This is a genomic window from Streptomyces sp. NPDC004838 (assembly GCF_053600955.1).
The window spans coordinates 113,702-126,470 of sequence record NZ_JBSGAW010000020.1; the positions used below are offsets into that span (position 1 = coordinate 113,702).

15 protein-coding genes and 2 riboswitches are annotated in these 12,769 nt (G+C 69.5%); of the genes, 5 read left to right on the forward strand and 10 right to left on the reverse strand.

The genetic code is table 11. The features are described 5' to 3' along the window. Positions 1-277: 277 nt before the first annotated feature. On the forward strand, positions 278-709 hold the full coding sequence (locus tag ACWEFL_RS22730) for an ATP-binding protein (RefSeq protein WP_451715535.1): 432 nt from the start codon (positions 278-280) through the stop codon (positions 707-709). A 219-nt stretch (positions 710-928) separates the two neighbouring features. Here ACWEFL_RS22730 and ACWEFL_RS22735 read toward each other — a convergent pair whose 3' ends face one another. From ACWEFL_RS22735 to ACWEFL_RS22745, 3 genes are all read right to left on the reverse strand, one after another. Beyond that, positions 929-1,405 carry a C40 family peptidase gene (locus ACWEFL_RS22735; protein ID WP_451715538.1) on the reverse strand — a complete coding sequence of 159 codons (477 nt, stop codon included), beginning with the start codon at positions 1,403-1,405 and terminating at the stop codon, positions 929-931. A 3-nt stretch (positions 1,406-1,408) separates the two neighbouring features. Then, positions 1,409-1,606: riboswitch (cyclic di-AMP (ydaO/yuaA leader) on the reverse strand. 351 nt (positions 1,607-1,957) lie between these two features. Further along, positions 1,958-2,266 carry a hypothetical protein gene (locus tag ACWEFL_RS22740; protein WP_451715541.1) on the reverse strand — a complete coding sequence of 103 codons (309 nt, stop codon included), beginning with the start codon at positions 2,264-2,266 and terminating at the stop codon, positions 1,958-1,960. A gap of 7 nt (positions 2,267-2,273) precedes the next feature. Beyond that, positions 2,274-2,909, reverse strand: a complete 636-nt coding sequence (locus tag ACWEFL_RS22745) for an ATP-dependent Clp protease proteolytic subunit (protein WP_451715543.1) — start codon at positions 2,907-2,909, stop codon at positions 2,274-2,276. Positions 2,910-3,178: 269 nt separating this feature from the next. Here ACWEFL_RS22745 and ACWEFL_RS22750 point away from each other — a divergent pair, with 269 nt between their 5' ends. Beyond that, entirely contained in the window at positions 3,179-3,787 is a 609-nt protein-coding gene (locus ACWEFL_RS22750) for a PASTA domain-containing protein (protein WP_451715545.1), read from the forward strand. Positions 3,788-3,893: 106 nt separating this feature from the next. Continuing rightward, the gene (locus ACWEFL_RS22755; protein WP_451715547.1) at positions 3,894-4,187 is read left to right on the forward strand and encodes a type II toxin-antitoxin system Phd/YefM family antitoxin; all 294 of its coding nucleotides are present in this window, start codon (positions 3,894-3,896) and stop codon (positions 4,185-4,187) included. Between the two features lie 201 nt (positions 4,188-4,388). Here the strand turns inward: ACWEFL_RS22755 and ACWEFL_RS22760 are convergent, their stop codons facing one another. The 5 genes from ACWEFL_RS22760 to ACWEFL_RS22780 all read right to left on the reverse strand — a co-directional run bounded on the left by ACWEFL_RS22760 (position 4,389) and on the right by ACWEFL_RS22780 (position 9,710). Continuing rightward, positions 4,389-5,096, reverse strand: coding sequence for a lysophospholipid acyltransferase family protein (locus tag ACWEFL_RS22760; RefSeq protein ID WP_451715550.1), 708 nt, complete (start codon positions 5,094-5,096; stop codon positions 4,389-4,391). Between the two features lie 352 nt (positions 5,097-5,448). Next, entirely contained in the window at positions 5,449-5,940 is a 492-nt protein-coding gene (locus ACWEFL_RS22765; protein ID WP_451715552.1) for a transglycosylase SLT domain-containing protein, read from the reverse strand. Positions 5,941-5,942: 2 nt separating this feature from the next. Next, positions 5,943-6,102: riboswitch (cyclic di-AMP (ydaO/yuaA leader) on the reverse strand. Between the two features lie 475 nt (positions 6,103-6,577). Beyond that, positions 6,578-8,176 carry an AMP-binding protein gene (locus ACWEFL_RS22770; RefSeq protein WP_451715555.1) on the reverse strand — a complete coding sequence of 533 codons (1,599 nt, stop codon included), beginning with the start codon at positions 8,174-8,176 and terminating at the stop codon, positions 6,578-6,580. Beyond that, positions 8,173-9,096 (reverse strand): crotonase/enoyl-CoA hydratase family protein, encoded by a 924-nt coding sequence (locus ACWEFL_RS22775; protein ID WP_451715558.1) that lies wholly within the window; start codon positions 9,094-9,096, stop codon positions 8,173-8,175. Before ACWEFL_RS22775 ends, ACWEFL_RS22770 begins: the two co-directional genes overlap by 4 nt. Beyond that, positions 9,093-9,710 (reverse strand): TetR/AcrR family transcriptional regulator, encoded by a 618-nt coding sequence (locus ACWEFL_RS22780; RefSeq protein ID WP_451715561.1) that lies wholly within the window; start codon positions 9,708-9,710, stop codon positions 9,093-9,095. Before ACWEFL_RS22780 ends, ACWEFL_RS22775 begins: the two co-directional genes overlap by 4 nt. Positions 9,711-9,943: 233 nt before the next feature. Between ACWEFL_RS22780 and ACWEFL_RS22785 the strand changes: the two genes are divergently transcribed. After that, positions 9,944-10,480: an ATP-binding protein gene (locus ACWEFL_RS22785; protein WP_451715564.1), complete on the forward strand. Its 537-nt coding sequence runs from the start codon at positions 9,944-9,946 to the stop codon at positions 10,478-10,480. 423 nt (positions 10,481-10,903) lie between these two features. Further along, entirely contained in the window at positions 10,904-11,308 is a 405-nt protein-coding gene (locus tag ACWEFL_RS22790) for an SSI family serine proteinase inhibitor (RefSeq protein WP_451715566.1), read from the forward strand. 153 nt (positions 11,309-11,461) lie between these two features. On the opposite strand, the gene ACWEFL_RS22795 is transcribed toward ACWEFL_RS22790, so the two are convergent. Both ACWEFL_RS22795 and ACWEFL_RS22800 read right to left on the reverse strand, forming a co-directional pair. Further along, positions 11,462-11,620, reverse strand: a complete 159-nt coding sequence (locus ACWEFL_RS22795) for a hypothetical protein (RefSeq protein ID WP_451715567.1) — start codon at positions 11,618-11,620, stop codon at positions 11,462-11,464. 91 nt (positions 11,621-11,711) lie between these two features. After that, positions 11,712-12,668: a cytochrome c oxidase assembly protein gene (locus ACWEFL_RS22800; RefSeq protein ID WP_451715570.1), complete on the reverse strand. Its 957-nt coding sequence runs from the start codon at positions 12,666-12,668 to the stop codon at positions 11,712-11,714. Positions 12,669-12,769 lie beyond the last annotated feature (101 nt).

Sequence of the window (12,769 nt, forward strand, 5' to 3'; positions counted from 1 at the left end):
CCGGTCCGTCTCCGTCGGTCCTCGGCCTCGATCCGTCGTCAGCCCCTGCGGTCGGCCGGATCGGCCCGTCGGACAAGGTTCTGAGTGTGCGCCCAAAAGCGGTTTCATGTTGCAGAGTTCACCGCATCGAGCGACAGATATATGCATATCTTTGTGGATCGCCACTCCTGGCGGCACGATGAGTGGCAGTCTGGCCGCAGCGCAATCCGTGGCCGCCCGCGCATCCATCCGCTACGAATTCGGAGCACGGCCGCGGTGGGAAAGGGACAGCGTCGCCATGGCAGATCTTCAGGAAGCCTCCATCACCCTGCCGAGCGAACCCGCCTCGGTGTCCGTGGCCCGGAGATACGCCACGGATGTCGTCTCCGGCTGGGGACTGCCGGCCGACAGCGAGACGGTCGACACGATCCGGCTGATCGTCTCGGAGCTGACCACCAACGCCGTACAGCACACCTTCGGCCAGTCGCCCACCTTCACGGTGGACCTGTCGCTGGAGCGGGACGAGGAACTGCGCATCGGGGTGACCGACAGCCACCCGCGCTGGCCGCAGCGACTGCCGGCGGCCGTCCGGCAGGACAACGGGCGGGGCATGGTCATCATCCGAAGCCTGACCGCGCACTCCGGCGGACGGCTCTCGGTCACCCCGACCGAGGAGGGCGGCAAGACCGTCTGGATCGCACTTCCGTGGACCGTGCCGGTGCCGAACTGACCGAGGCGCGCGCCGTGGTTCGCGTCTTGGTGCGCGCCGGGCTTGTGCCGTGCTCGTGCCGGGCGGTGAGGGCGGCGGGCCATTCCGCCGAGGAGGCCAAGGCTCGTGAGAGAGGCCCGGCCGGGCCGCGGAGTAACCGCTGAGGGCGCTCACAGCCCGACGCGCCGGCGGCCGGGCGAGACCCCGGCGACCGGCGCGTGTTCTGTCAGGTGCGGGCCGTCAGCGGACCCGGCCGTACAGGACGCTCTTGCTCCAGATCTTGTCCAGCTTCACCCAGGAGCCCGTCTTGGGCGAATGCCAGATCTTTCCCTTCCCGGCGTAGATGCCCACGTGGTACACCCTCTTGTTGCTGTGGAAGAAGACCAGGTCCCCGATCTGCCGTGAGGACGCCGAGACCTTGCGGGTCGAGTTGTACTGCTGCTGAGCGGTCCGCGGGAGCTTCTTCCCCGCCTTTTTGTACGAGTAGAGCGTGAGCCCCGAGCAGTCGAAGCGGGAAGGGCCCACGGCGCCGTACTTGTAGGGCGCCCCCTTCTTCGAGGCCGCGATCTTCAGCGCCTTTCCTGCGTGCGTCGTGGCCGCCTGGGCCTCGGCCGTGCCGCCCGGCACGATCAGGGTGCCGCCGAGCGCGGCGAGGGTCAGGGCCGATACGGCGCCCGCCCGGCTGATCAGAGACGGGACGTTCTTCTGCGCAGTCATGCGCAACCCTTCGTCAGCCGCCTGTGAAGGATGACCTGTCGGGTTCGGGCGGACGAAGGTGCCCGGCCGCTGACGCGGCTTCACCCCTAGGGACTTCCGGACCGGCCGGCTGTCCCGTGCTGCGTGGGTCCTCCACTCCTGCCGAAGCACTCCTGTCGACCAGTGGTCCGGAACAGCGGCAGGATTCGGCGTCTGTCCGGACTGCCCCGCCGAGGTGACGGGGGCTTGTCGTCCCAGGGATCTTGACCTACGCACCGCCGGTTTTCCGAGGCAAAACGGCGATATGTGAGTTTCAACACGAATACTCTGTTCGGGTGGACGTGCCCCGTCGCGCCTCGGTGTTCGACGGCCTACGAGGCTCTTACCAGCACCGGAATGAGATATTCCGGTTTCTTGGTCGTCTCCGTGCGCAACTCGACCGTAGCCGCCGACCGGTGGGTGACTACTTCAAAAGAGGTATGTCTTCTGGTACTCCGATGGCGGTTGACATTCGCTCGGGGGTGGCTTCGGGCCCCGAGGCGAAGTCCGCCGCCGGTCCTGAGCGAAGGTCCGTCACCGGTCCGGAGGCGGCGGCACGGTGACCCGGAGCGCCCTCCTCTCCCCGTCGAGGACTCTCAACGCCCCGGCGAGTGTGACCGAGTGCACCTCGCTCTCGCCGCGCAGATGCATCAGCGCCAGGGCGTCCCGCAGCGCGGTCGCCCGGCTCACGAGTGCCTGTGCGGCGCGGAGCGCGCCGTAGGTGTGGGTGGAGCGGGCCGGATTGATCCGTCCCACCATGTCGACGACTTCGAGGTAACTGTCGATGAGCGCGCACTCGGCGCGGGTCAGCGCGGGCAGCGGCGGCGGTTCGGGCAGCGGCATGACGTCATCACCCGGAAGAGCGGCCGGAGCGCGAGGTCTTGCGGTCGGTGACGACATGGTCCACCAGTCCGTACTCCCTGGCGGCCGCGGCGTCGAAGAACCGGTCCCGTTCCAGATCCGCCGTGACCCGCTCCACCGGCCGGCCGGTGTGCCGTGCGAGAAGCTCCGCGAGCTGAGCACGGAGCCGGAGCAGTTCCGCGGTCGCGATCTCCAGGTCGGACGGCATACCGCGCATCGGTTCGTCGAGCGAGGGCTGCTGAACGACGATCCGGGCCCCCGGCAGCGCCATCCGCTTTCCGGGGGTTCCCGCGGCGAGGAGCAGTGCGGCGGTCGAGGCGGCCTGGCCGATGCAGACCGTCTCCACGTCGCAGGTGACCACCTGCATGGTGTCGTAGATCGCCGACATGGCGCTGAGCGAGCCGCCGGGGGAGTTGATGTACAGCGAGATGTCCCGGTCCGGCGCCGTGTATTCGAGATGCAGGAACTGCGCGATCACATCGTTGGCGGCGGTGTCGTCGACATCGGTACCGAGGAAGACGATCCGTTCGTCGAGCAGCTTCGAGTACGGATCGAGGGTCCGGATTCCCTGGGCGGTGCGCTCCGAGAACTGGGGCAGGACGTAGCGGGCGGCGGGACGGGTCATGGCGTACCTCTCCTCGGTGCACTACTGGAACGGTGTCTGTAAAAAATGTACAGGACGTACAGAACTGAGAAGGGTGCGCTTCTGATGCGAGGAGAGGAAGGTCAAGCCAGAGGACGATTGCGTGGCGAGCGGACAGTGGGGCGAGGCGGATCAACACGCCTTCTCCGCCGATTGATCACAAGTGCGTCACTACGGGGAAGTGCGGGGCACCGCGGACGATTCGGGGCCGCTAGGTTCAATCCTGCAGTCGACATCCTTGGGGGGATCTCATGAGCTGGGGTCAGCAACAGCCGTCATCGCCGTCATCCCAGACGCCGCAGTGGGGGCAGCCCTCCGGGCCGCCGCCGCCGGAGAAGGGGCCGGGGTGGGCGCGGAAGCGGATCGCCATTCCGGCGGCCGTTCTCCTCTTCTTCATGGGCGTCGTCATCGGCGCGGCCGGGGGAGGCGGTACCGAATCGGCAGGGGACTCCGAAGCCGCCTCGGCCGCGACCGGGGTCAAGGCGGCGCCGGGGCCCACCGTCACCGCCACCGTGACCGTGACGCCTGCTGCCGAGAAGCCGGAGAAGCCGGAGAAGCCCGAGAACGCCGAGAAGCCGGAGGAGCCCGAGAAGCCCGAGAAGCTCGAGAAGCCTGCCAAGGCGGCGGCCGGGAAGGCCGTGCCCAACTTCATCGGCATGGGCCTGCAGGCTGCCCAGGACTCGGCGCAGTCGGCGGGCTTCTACCTCCTCACCTCGCACGACAGCCTGGGAACGGGCCGGAATCAGGTCTGGGACCGGAACTGGAAGGTCTGCAGCCAGGATCCGAAGGCGGGCAGCACCGCCCTCCCCGACACCGAGGTGAACTTCGGCACGGTGAAACTGGAGGAGACCTGTCCCTGAGCGCCCAAGTCGCCCCGCCTTGCCGGGCGGGGCCGCGCTGACCTGGGCCTTCGGCCGTTCGCCGCAGGCCCTGTGGCCGTATCGGCCGACGATTAAGCTGAGGAGCATGGCCTACGAGATTCCGGTGACGCAAGCCCGCGCAGAGCTCGCCGAACTGATCAACCGCGTGGTGTACGGCGGCGAGCGCGTCGTCGTGACCCGGCACGGGAAGCCGCTCGTGGCGCTGGTGTCCGCCGCTGATCTGGAACGGCTGGAGAACCTCCCGGAGCCGGCCGAGGAGCAGGTGATCGGCTCGGTGGCCTCGGTCGGTCCTATCGCGTCCGGGTCCGCGTCCGGGTCCGGCGAGCGGGGCCGGTTCGGCCTGACGGCCGAGCACCGCCGCCCCGAAGCGCACGGCTGATCCCCGCGTCCGGGCGTCCGGGCCCGACCTCCCGGCCGACCTCCCGGCCGACGTCCGCGAACCGGCCGTGCGGGCGCCCGCATGGTCCGCCCGTACCTCTCTTCCCGTGTGCGGGGAGCCGCGTCGTCGCAGGTGGGCACGGATCTCATGAGGTCACGTGCGCGGCGCTCCACCAGGACCGGCCGCCCCTGCTTCCCGTGCTCAGCCCTCGCGGCGGGCGGCCTTCTTCGACTGCTCCAGCTCCGCCTTCACCTCGGCCGCGTACCGGTCCACGTACTCCTGGCCGGAGAGTTCGAGGATTGCGTACATGATCTCGTCGGTGACTGCCCTGATGGCCGCCTTCTGGTTCTCCAGGCCCGCGTACCGGGAGAAGTCCAGGGGCTCGCCGAACCGCACGGAGACCCGCTTGATCCTCGGCAGCACCTGCCCGGGAGGCTGGATCTCGAAGGTCCCCACCATCGCGCAGGGAATCACCGGCACGCCCGCCTTGAGGGCCATCACCGCGACGCCGACCTTGCCTTTGTAGAGGCGTCCGTCGTGCGACCGGGTGCCCTCCGGGTAGATGCCCAGCAGCTCGCCCTTGCCCAGCACCCCGAGCCCTTCACGGATCGCCGCCTGGCCGGCGTCCTTGCCGGACCGGTCCACCGGGATCTGCCCCGCGCTGCGGAAGAACGCCGCCGTCAGCCTCCCCTTCAGACCGGGGCCGGTGAAGTACTCCGCCTTGGCCAGGAACGTGATGCGCCGCTTGATGATCGCGGGCATCAGAAAGTGATCCGAGAACGACAGGTGGTTTCCGGCGACGATGGCCGCGCCGTCCTCGGGGAGGTGTTCGAGTCCCTCGATGCGGGGGCGGAACAGCAACCGGAGAAGCGGCCCCAGGACGACGTACTTGAGAACGTAGTAGAACACGGTGTCTCTCCCCACTGTCCCTGGGTCGGCTCTGGGCCGCGTTCCGCTCGTTCGCACGCTGTAGCAGGCTGTTGTGCGGGGGTCAGTTTATGTGCGGGTCCGGTCGCCTGTAATCACGTCCGGTCGGACATCCGCCGCCCGCTGCCGGTTCTCCGCCGTGCTTCGGCGAGGGGTTCAGGGGCGCGGGGGACACCTGGAGTTCCGAGGATCCGGGGAGAGTTCCGAGGGTCCGGGGATCCCGGGGTGTGGTGGGCGGAGCCACGGTCGTCGCTCCGTACCGCGGTCCGCGGCCGACAGCCGAGAACGCCCCCGCTGTACGGGGGCGTTCTCGGCCAGGGAGTCGATGGGGGCGTCAGTAAGGCCCGTTCACATTGTCGATCGAGCCGTATCGGTCGGCCGCGTAGTTGCAGGCGGCGACGATATTGGCGACCGGGTCGTAACTGTCGGTCGAAGTGCCCGGCACGTGGTAGGCCCGGAACGTCGGGTCGATGACCTGCAGGAGGCCCTTGGACGGGATTCCGGCAGCCGCGTTGGAATCCCAGTTGTTGATCGCTCGCGGATTGCCGGAGGACTCGCGCATGATGTTCCGGTGAATTCCCTCGTAGCTGCCCGGAATTCCGTGCTTCTTCATGATGGACAGCGCTTCCGAGATCCACCCGTGAAGGTTGTCGGGGTACTTCACGGTCTGGGCGGCCGGCGCGGAACCCTTGGTGGCCGGCGCCGCGTGAGCGGTGGCCGCACCGGCTACCGGCAGGACCAGCAGGGCGCCGAGCGTTCCGAGGGCGACGAGTCCCCTGGTGAGCGTGGTGGTTCCGGTCAGGTGCCGATCAACCTTTGCAGGCATGGTGAGTTCCTCTCCGTCGCCTGCGAGGTGAGCTGTCGGGTTCGGGCTGGAGATGCCCTACCGCACCGGTGGTGCGGATTCACCCCGAGCCGGTTCCTTTCGGTACCGGCGGCTAACCTGGTTCCCCCGCTCCTGCCGTACGTGAGTGAGTAGGATCGATGGTCGGGCGGCGGCAGGATTAGGCGTTCCGTCCCGAGTGACGATGAACCTAGACGAAACCCGGCCATGGGAACAAGGTGCTATTCCCGTTCCGATATCTTCTTCGTTGATCGAATTCCGGGGATCTTGTTATTCCCGTTGGGTCGGGATTCTCAACTCGCGCCGTATGGCGATGAAATGAGACTTCGAGGAGTTGATCGAATTCGCGGCCGAGTGACGCTTGTCACCGATGGCGTCGTTACGGGAAAGAGACAACAGGGAATGCCTCTTGGGGATATGAGGAATTAAACGGGTAAATAGGACATGTTATGCAAGGGTGTCCATGTCGGCTGAAATCGCGGTTCGCCTGGCTCGAGGGTCGGCGGCTCGGGTCGGCCGGGCGTGTCGCCCGTCACGTGGGGCCGGTGATGGTAAATCATCTGAAATCGGACCAAATGCACCTAGGTCGGGCCGCCGGGGGTCGCCGGCGGCCCGAGCGTCAGGGCAGTACGGGCAGTGCGGCGAGCCGATCGCGGAGCACGAACTTCTGGATCTTGCCCATGGCGTTGGCCGGGAACGCCTCGGCGAGATACCAGTGCCGTGGCGTCTTGTGCGGCGCGAGACCGGCGCGCAGATACTCCCGGAGTTCGTCCGCCGTCGGTGGACGGTCCGGATCCGTGGGAGTGACGACGGCCGCGACCTGTTCGCCCCAACGGGTGTCCGGCACGCCGAGGATGACGGCGGCGCGGACGGCGGGATGGCGGACGAGGGCGGCCTCGATCTCGGCGGGATAGATGTTCTCCCCACCTCGGATGATCATGTCCTTGAGGCGGCCGGTGATGGTGAGATAGCCGCGTTCGTCCATGGTGCCCAGATCGCCCGTGTGCAGCCAGCCGTCCGGGTCGACGGCCGCCGCGGTGGCGTCGGGCTGGTCGTGGTAGCCGAGCATGACCTGATAGCCGCGGGCGCAGATCTCGCCGGGCAGACCGGCCGGTACCACCTCGCCGGTAAGCGGATCGACGACCTTCATCTCGACCTGCCACAGGGGTCGCCCGGTCGTGGTGGTCTTGTCCTCGATCGAGTCGTCGGGGCTGGTCTGCGCGACGATCGGGCTCAGTTCGGTCTGCCCGTACACGGTGGAGAACCGCGCGCCGAGCCGCCGCTCCGCCTCGGTCACCATGGGAGCCGGAACGCTGTCGCCCCCCGACATGACACGGGCGCAGGAGGCCAGATCGTAGGAGTCGAACTCCGGGTGGGCGAGCAGCCCGCCGAGCATCGCGGGGACCCCGCCGAAGGTGTCGGCGCGCCAGTGCTGCATCGCCGACAGGACGAGCGCCGGCTCGTAGAACGAGGGCAGCACCAGAGTGCCGCGGCGCAGCGCGCAGCCCAGGACGGTCAGCCCGCACCCGGCGGTGTGGAACAGGGGCAGCGCGCTCACCCAGACACCGCCGTCGGGGAAGCCCACCCGGGCGGCCACGTAGTCGGCGTTGGTGACGAGGCCGCGATGGTGCAGCACCGCGCCCTTGGGCGCTCCGGTCGTGCCGGAGGTGTACTGGATCTGCGCCGCGCCGCCCGGCGCGACTTCGGGCAGCGGCCGGACGGTGACGTCCGCCAGCCGGTCGTGCCAGCCGGTGAAGCCGACGCGCTCCCGCAGGCCGGGAAGGCCGGGTGTGACGCGGTCCAGGATCGCGGCCATGTCCGTGCCGCGGAAGGACTCCAGATAGACGATCCCGGCGGCTCCGGACTGGCGCAGCAGATGCTTCAGCTCCGCCTCGCGCAGCGCCGGGTTGGCGGTGACCAGGACGATTCCGGCAAGCCCTGCCCCGTACTGGAGGATCACCCACTCGGGCAGGTTCGGTGCCCAGACGGCAACGCGCTCACCAGGGGTGAAACGTTCCTGCAACCAGGATGCGGCGCGTTCGGCGTCCTGGAGCAGGTCACGGTAGGTCCACTGGCGGCCGGGCAGGCCGGGCGGGACGAACTCCGCCAGCGCGACCGTGTTCGGCACGGTCGTGGCCGCGTCGCGCAGCACGGTGCCGCAGGTGGTCTCGAGGACGGGGCGGCCGGTGTCGGCGGGCCAGAACGACAGGGCCGTCATCGGTTGTCTCCTCCGGTCGCGCCGGCGGCACCGGAGCCCGTCGCCCCGGCGTCGGCCGGTTCCCCGTCGGCCAGTTCCTCCGCGGTCGGGGCCGGTCCGCCGCCCTCCGGGATCCACCGCCCCGAATCCCGCCACTTCACCGCTTCGTGGAAACCGTGGGTGGCGGCGAACTCCTGGAACCAGCGCCCCTCGGGGGAGTGGCGGGTGATCCCGTCGAACAGCGTCGCCAGGATCTGGGTGCCCTGCAGCCCCATGTTGTCGTACGCCTGATTGATCATCAGCTTCTGCATGGCGAGCTGATTGACCGGCACTCCCGCCATTCGGTCGGCCAGGGCCTCGACCCGGGCGTCCAGTTCCCCGGGCGGTGCGGACTCCAGCACCAGGCCCCAGTCGGCGGCCTGTACGCCGTCGATGGTGTCGCCGGTCAGCAGCATCCGCTTGGCGCGCTCGGCGCCCAGCCGGTACACCCACATCGCCGTCGTCGGGCAGCCCCACACCCGAGAGGGCATGTATCCGATGCGGGCGTCGTCGGCCATCACCACCAGATCGCAGGAGAGCGCGATATCGCTGCCGCCCGCGACCGCGTATCCGTGGACCTTGGCGATGGTCGGCTTCAGCGAGCGCCACAGCGAGAAGTAGTCGTCGGTGTTGCGCTTCATCGAGCGGTAGTCCTTGATCGGGTCCCACACCACTTCCTGGGTGCCGACGCCGTCCTCCGCGTAGTCCTTGAGGTCGTAGCCCGAGCAGAACGCCCGGCCCGCGCCCTGCACCACGATCACATGCACGGCGGGGTCGTCGTTCGCCCGCTCGACCGCGGCGGCCAGATCCCGTGCCAGCTCGAAGGTGATGGCGTTCAGCCGCTCCGGCCGGTTCAGCGTGAGATACGCCTTGCGGTCCCTCGTCTCGTACAGGATGGTCATACGTCTCCTCCGGAAGGGTTGTGCGGGGGTGGGTTGCCCAGGACGGTCCGGGCGACGGCCGCCCACTGCTCCAGCAGTGCCTCGTCGTCGCGATCCCGGTACAGGGCGTCGGAGATGGCCAGACCGCGCAGAAGCTGGACGGTCAGCTCGGCGACGAGCGGGTAGCCGGGCGACGCGGCGATCTCCGGTCCGACGAGGTCGCCGACCACCCGGTAGAGGTCACGCTTGGCCGCCCCCTCGGCCCGCCGTAGCACGGTGCGCAGCTCCGTGTCCGAGCGCGCCGCCGCCCACAGCTCCAGCTCCGCGCCGAACGCCGGACGGGTGTTGGAGGCCCGGAGCACCCACAGGGCCCGCGACAGCGGATCCAGACCGGGCGGGGCGTCGGCCAACTGCTCCCAGACCGCCGCCTCGTTCCTGGCGACCAGTTCGGTGATGGCCGCGCCGAACAACTCCTGCCGCGACGGGAAGTGGTGCAGCAGGGCGCCCCTGCTCACCCCCGCCCGCCGCTGTACCTCCAATGTCGTACTGGCGGCGTACCCGGCCTCGATCAGCGACTCCACGGCCGCCTCCACGATCCGGCGGCGTGTCGCCTCCCGTTGTTCCTCGCGCGGCATCCGCCCACCTCCCGATTGACAGTCAGGGCTGACTGTCAATCGACCATCCCACAGTCAGGGCTGACTGTGAAGTCCCGGGGCCGGGTTTTCCGGTGGTGCGGAGGGTCCTTGTGTTGCGGGCGGCGGCACTCGGGGTCACTCTGATCAGTGACTGAGAAGCGTCAGGCGCTCACTTTCCGCACTCGGGGTCCGTAGTGGAGGAGCCGGTCTGTCGCGGTGAGGAGCCCACGGTCATGCATGTTCAGACCGCCTGCCGTTACCTCATGGAAGTGCAGGCATCCATGGAGCGGATCCCCCGGATCCGCCGCATTCTCGCGGCCCATCTCCGGTACTGGAAACTCGAACCCCACATCGCGCCGGTGTGCCGTGCCGTCGACGAGTTGATAGGAAATGTCGTCCGGCACGTTCCCGGTGACAAGACCTGTGTGGTGGAACTCCGCTGGACCGGACGTCATCTCATCGTCTCGGTCGCGGACAACGACCGCCGTCTGCCGAAGGTGACGAGTTCCTGCCCGGCGACGGGCGGACTCGCCACCGTCGCGGTCCTCAGCGACAGCTGGGGCACCTGCGGCACGGACACGGGCAAGGTGATCTGGTTCAGCCGGCGGGTGAAGGAGGCCGAGCACATCCCTCGGGCCGCCCGGACGCCGACGCTCCCCACGCGCGCGTCCAAGCCGTTGCCCGCCGCCGTCCCCGCCGACGGGGACACCGGCCGGGGTACGCGCCCGGAGGCCCGCGTATCGGGCCGGGTCGGCGCAGGCGTGGGCTGACCGGTCGGGCTCGGGCCCGCGGGAGCCGGCCGCCCCTGGTCCGTCCCGTGCGCGCGGCCGCCCCGTGGCCGGTCCCGTGCACGCCGTACGTCCCGGAGCGGTACGCGCCCGTCCGGCCTTCCGGACCGGAGCAGTACGTCCGCACACGGCCCGGACCGGGCTCGGACGACCGCGCGCGTACGCCCCGGATGCCCAGCACACGCGTGTCGACGACACACGCACGGATGAGGGTGGCCGCGGCGGACGGAGACGGCCCGAGCGCCGCCGTACGGGTGGTGCGCGCCGCCCGTACGCGCGACCGGGGCCGCGTGGCCCCTTGCCCGCGCCGCCGTCCGGGAGTGCTCTGGCCTCCGTCGGCCCGACCGCGCGCCGGCCCCAAGCCCTTCGAGCATAGGACGCACGGGGATGCACAGGATGCACCGGATGCACCGCAGCGCCGCCTTCGCCGCAGCCGCCCTGATCACCCTCGCCACGGTCGCGCCCGCCCAAGCCGCGCGGGCCCCGCGGCACGATCCCGCGGCCACCGACGGCGGACTCTTCCTGACCGTCTCCGGGAGCGGCGGCGACCGACTGCGCGGAGTACGTCTGAGGTGCCGCCCCGAACCCGCCGGACCTCACCCCGAGGCGGCAGCCGCCTGCGCGGCCGTCGCCGCCGCGGGCGGAGACTTCGACCGGCTGCCCGGCGACCCCCACCCGTGCACCAAGAGGTTCGACCCGGTCACCGCCGGGGCCACCGGCGGCCGGGACGAGCGCGCCACCCGTTGGACCAGGACCTACGCCAACGCCTGCGAACTCGACGCGGCGACCGGAGCCGTCTTCCGCTTCTGATGCCGCACAGTCGCTTCTCACGCCGAGCGGCGGACCCGGACGGCTCCCCGGCCGACTTTCCCGTCCGCGACCCGCCGCTCCGGTCGGCGCACCCGGTCGCCGCACCCGGTCACCGCTGTCCGCCGTCGGCCTTTCACGGCCCCGCCACGGCGTTCAGCCGCCGCGCGAGGCGACCATCCCGATCGTCAGCAGGCCGAGCACCACCCAGCCGAGCCAGAGCCAGCCATTGCTCCCGAGCGCTGCCGTGTAAGCGGTCACGACCACCAGGGCCGAGACGGTCAGCACTCCCATCGTCTTCGTGGATCCGGACATCCGCGCCCTCCTCGGACGACGACCGCCTCGGACGGCGATCGTCGCCATCCGTCATCGTCACCCCGGAGCGGGGCGGAGCGCTACCGTCCCGTCAGCCACCGCCGCGCGCGTGGAGCGAGGCGAGATACGCGTTGTACGCCTCCAGCTCCTTGTCGCCGTCCCGGTCCGCGGCCCGGTCCTTGCGCCTGGCCTGCCGCTGATCCGATCCGTACCACTGGTACACCAGCGCGATCAGCACCAGCACCGACGGGATCTCGCTGAACGCCCAGGCGATGCCGCCCGCCGCGCTCTGGTCCGCCAGGGCGTCGATCCCGAGCGAGGCCGGGGGATTCTCGTACGCCTTGACCATCGGCGCGCTCGCCATCATCAGCGCGATGCCGAAGAAGGCGTGGAACGGCATCCCCGCGAACAGCTCCAGGATCCGCATCACATAGCCGGGACGGTGCGGCCCGGGATCCACGCCCATGATCGGCCAGAAGAAGATCAGGCCCACGGCGAGGAAGTGCACCATCATCGCGATATGACCCGCCTGCGACTTCATCAGGAAGTCGAAGAGCGGGGTGAAGTAGAGCCCGTACAGCGACGCGATGAACATCGGGATCGTGAAGGCCGGGTGCGTCACGACCCTCATGTACCGGCTCTGCAGCAGAGCGAGCAGCAGCTCCCGCGGCCCCTTGCGACGGCCCCGGCCCGCGACCGGCAGCGCCCTCAGCGCCAGGGTCACGGGTGCGCCCAGCAGCAGCAGAATCGGCGAGACCATGCTGATGATCATGTGCTGCACCATGTGCACGCTGAACATGACCATGCCGTAGTCGTTGAGCTTGGTGCACATCGCGAGCGCCACGGTCAGCACACCGGCGACGAAGAAGGCGGTGCGGCCGGTCTGCCAGGAGTCGCCGCGCCGACGCAGCCGCAGCACACCCCATCCGTACAGCAGCAGTGCCAGGACGCAGCCCGTCAGGAAGAACGGGTCCGGTGCGAACTCCAGCCCCCGTCCCAGCGTGAACGGCGGCAGCTCCATCGATGTGCCGTGTTCGCTGTGATCCATCCGACGGCTCCCGGTTCGTGCTGGTGACGCGCTTGCCCGCACCACAGTAGAACTGCCCCCGGCAGCGCTCGCGGCCGGGGGCAGTCACTCGCTCACGGCCG

Excerpts from the sequence above, each read along its gene's own strand:
- ACWEFL_RS22730 (WP_451715535.1), top strand. The coding sequence starts at position 278 with ATGGCAGATCTTCAGGAAGCCTCCATCACCCTGCCGAGCGAACCCGCC.
- ACWEFL_RS22735 (WP_451715538.1), bottom strand. The coding sequence starts at position 1,405 with ATGACTGCGCAGAAGAACGTCCCGTCTCTGATCAGCCGGGCGGGCGCC.
- ACWEFL_RS22740 (WP_451715541.1), bottom strand. The coding sequence starts at position 2,266 with ATGCCGCTGCCCGAACCGCCGCCGCTGCCCGCGCTGACCCGCGCCGAG.
- ACWEFL_RS22745 (WP_451715543.1), bottom strand. The coding sequence starts at position 2,909 with ATGACCCGTCCCGCCGCCCGCTACGTCCTGCCCCAGTTCTCGGAGCGC.
- ACWEFL_RS22750 (WP_451715545.1), top strand. The coding sequence starts at position 3,179 with ATGAGCTGGGGTCAGCAACAGCCGTCATCGCCGTCATCCCAGACGCCG.
- ACWEFL_RS22755 (WP_451715547.1), top strand. The coding sequence starts at position 3,894 with ATGGCCTACGAGATTCCGGTGACGCAAGCCCGCGCAGAGCTCGCCGAA.
- ACWEFL_RS22765 (WP_451715552.1), bottom strand. The coding sequence starts at position 5,940 with ATGCCTGCAAAGGTTGATCGGCACCTGACCGGAACCACCACGCTCACC.
- ACWEFL_RS22770 (WP_451715555.1), bottom strand. The coding sequence starts at position 8,176 with ATGACGGCCCTGTCGTTCTGGCCCGCCGACACCGGCCGCCCCGTCCTC.
- ACWEFL_RS22775 (WP_451715558.1), bottom strand. The coding sequence starts at position 9,096 with ATGACCATCCTGTACGAGACGAGGGACCGCAAGGCGTATCTCACGCTG.
- ACWEFL_RS22780 (WP_451715561.1), bottom strand. The coding sequence starts at position 9,710 with ATGCCGCGCGAGGAACAACGGGAGGCGACACGCCGCCGGATCGTGGAG.
- ACWEFL_RS22785 (WP_451715564.1), top strand. The coding sequence starts at position 9,944 with ATGCATGTTCAGACCGCCTGCCGTTACCTCATGGAAGTGCAGGCATCC.
- ACWEFL_RS22790 (WP_451715566.1), top strand. The coding sequence starts at position 10,904 with ATGCACCGCAGCGCCGCCTTCGCCGCAGCCGCCCTGATCACCCTCGCC.
- ACWEFL_RS22795 (WP_451715567.1), bottom strand. The coding sequence starts at position 11,620 with ATGTCCGGATCCACGAAGACGATGGGAGTGCTGACCGTCTCGGCCCTG.
- ACWEFL_RS22800 (WP_451715570.1), bottom strand. The coding sequence starts at position 12,668 with ATGGATCACAGCGAACACGGCACATCGATGGAGCTGCCGCCGTTCACG.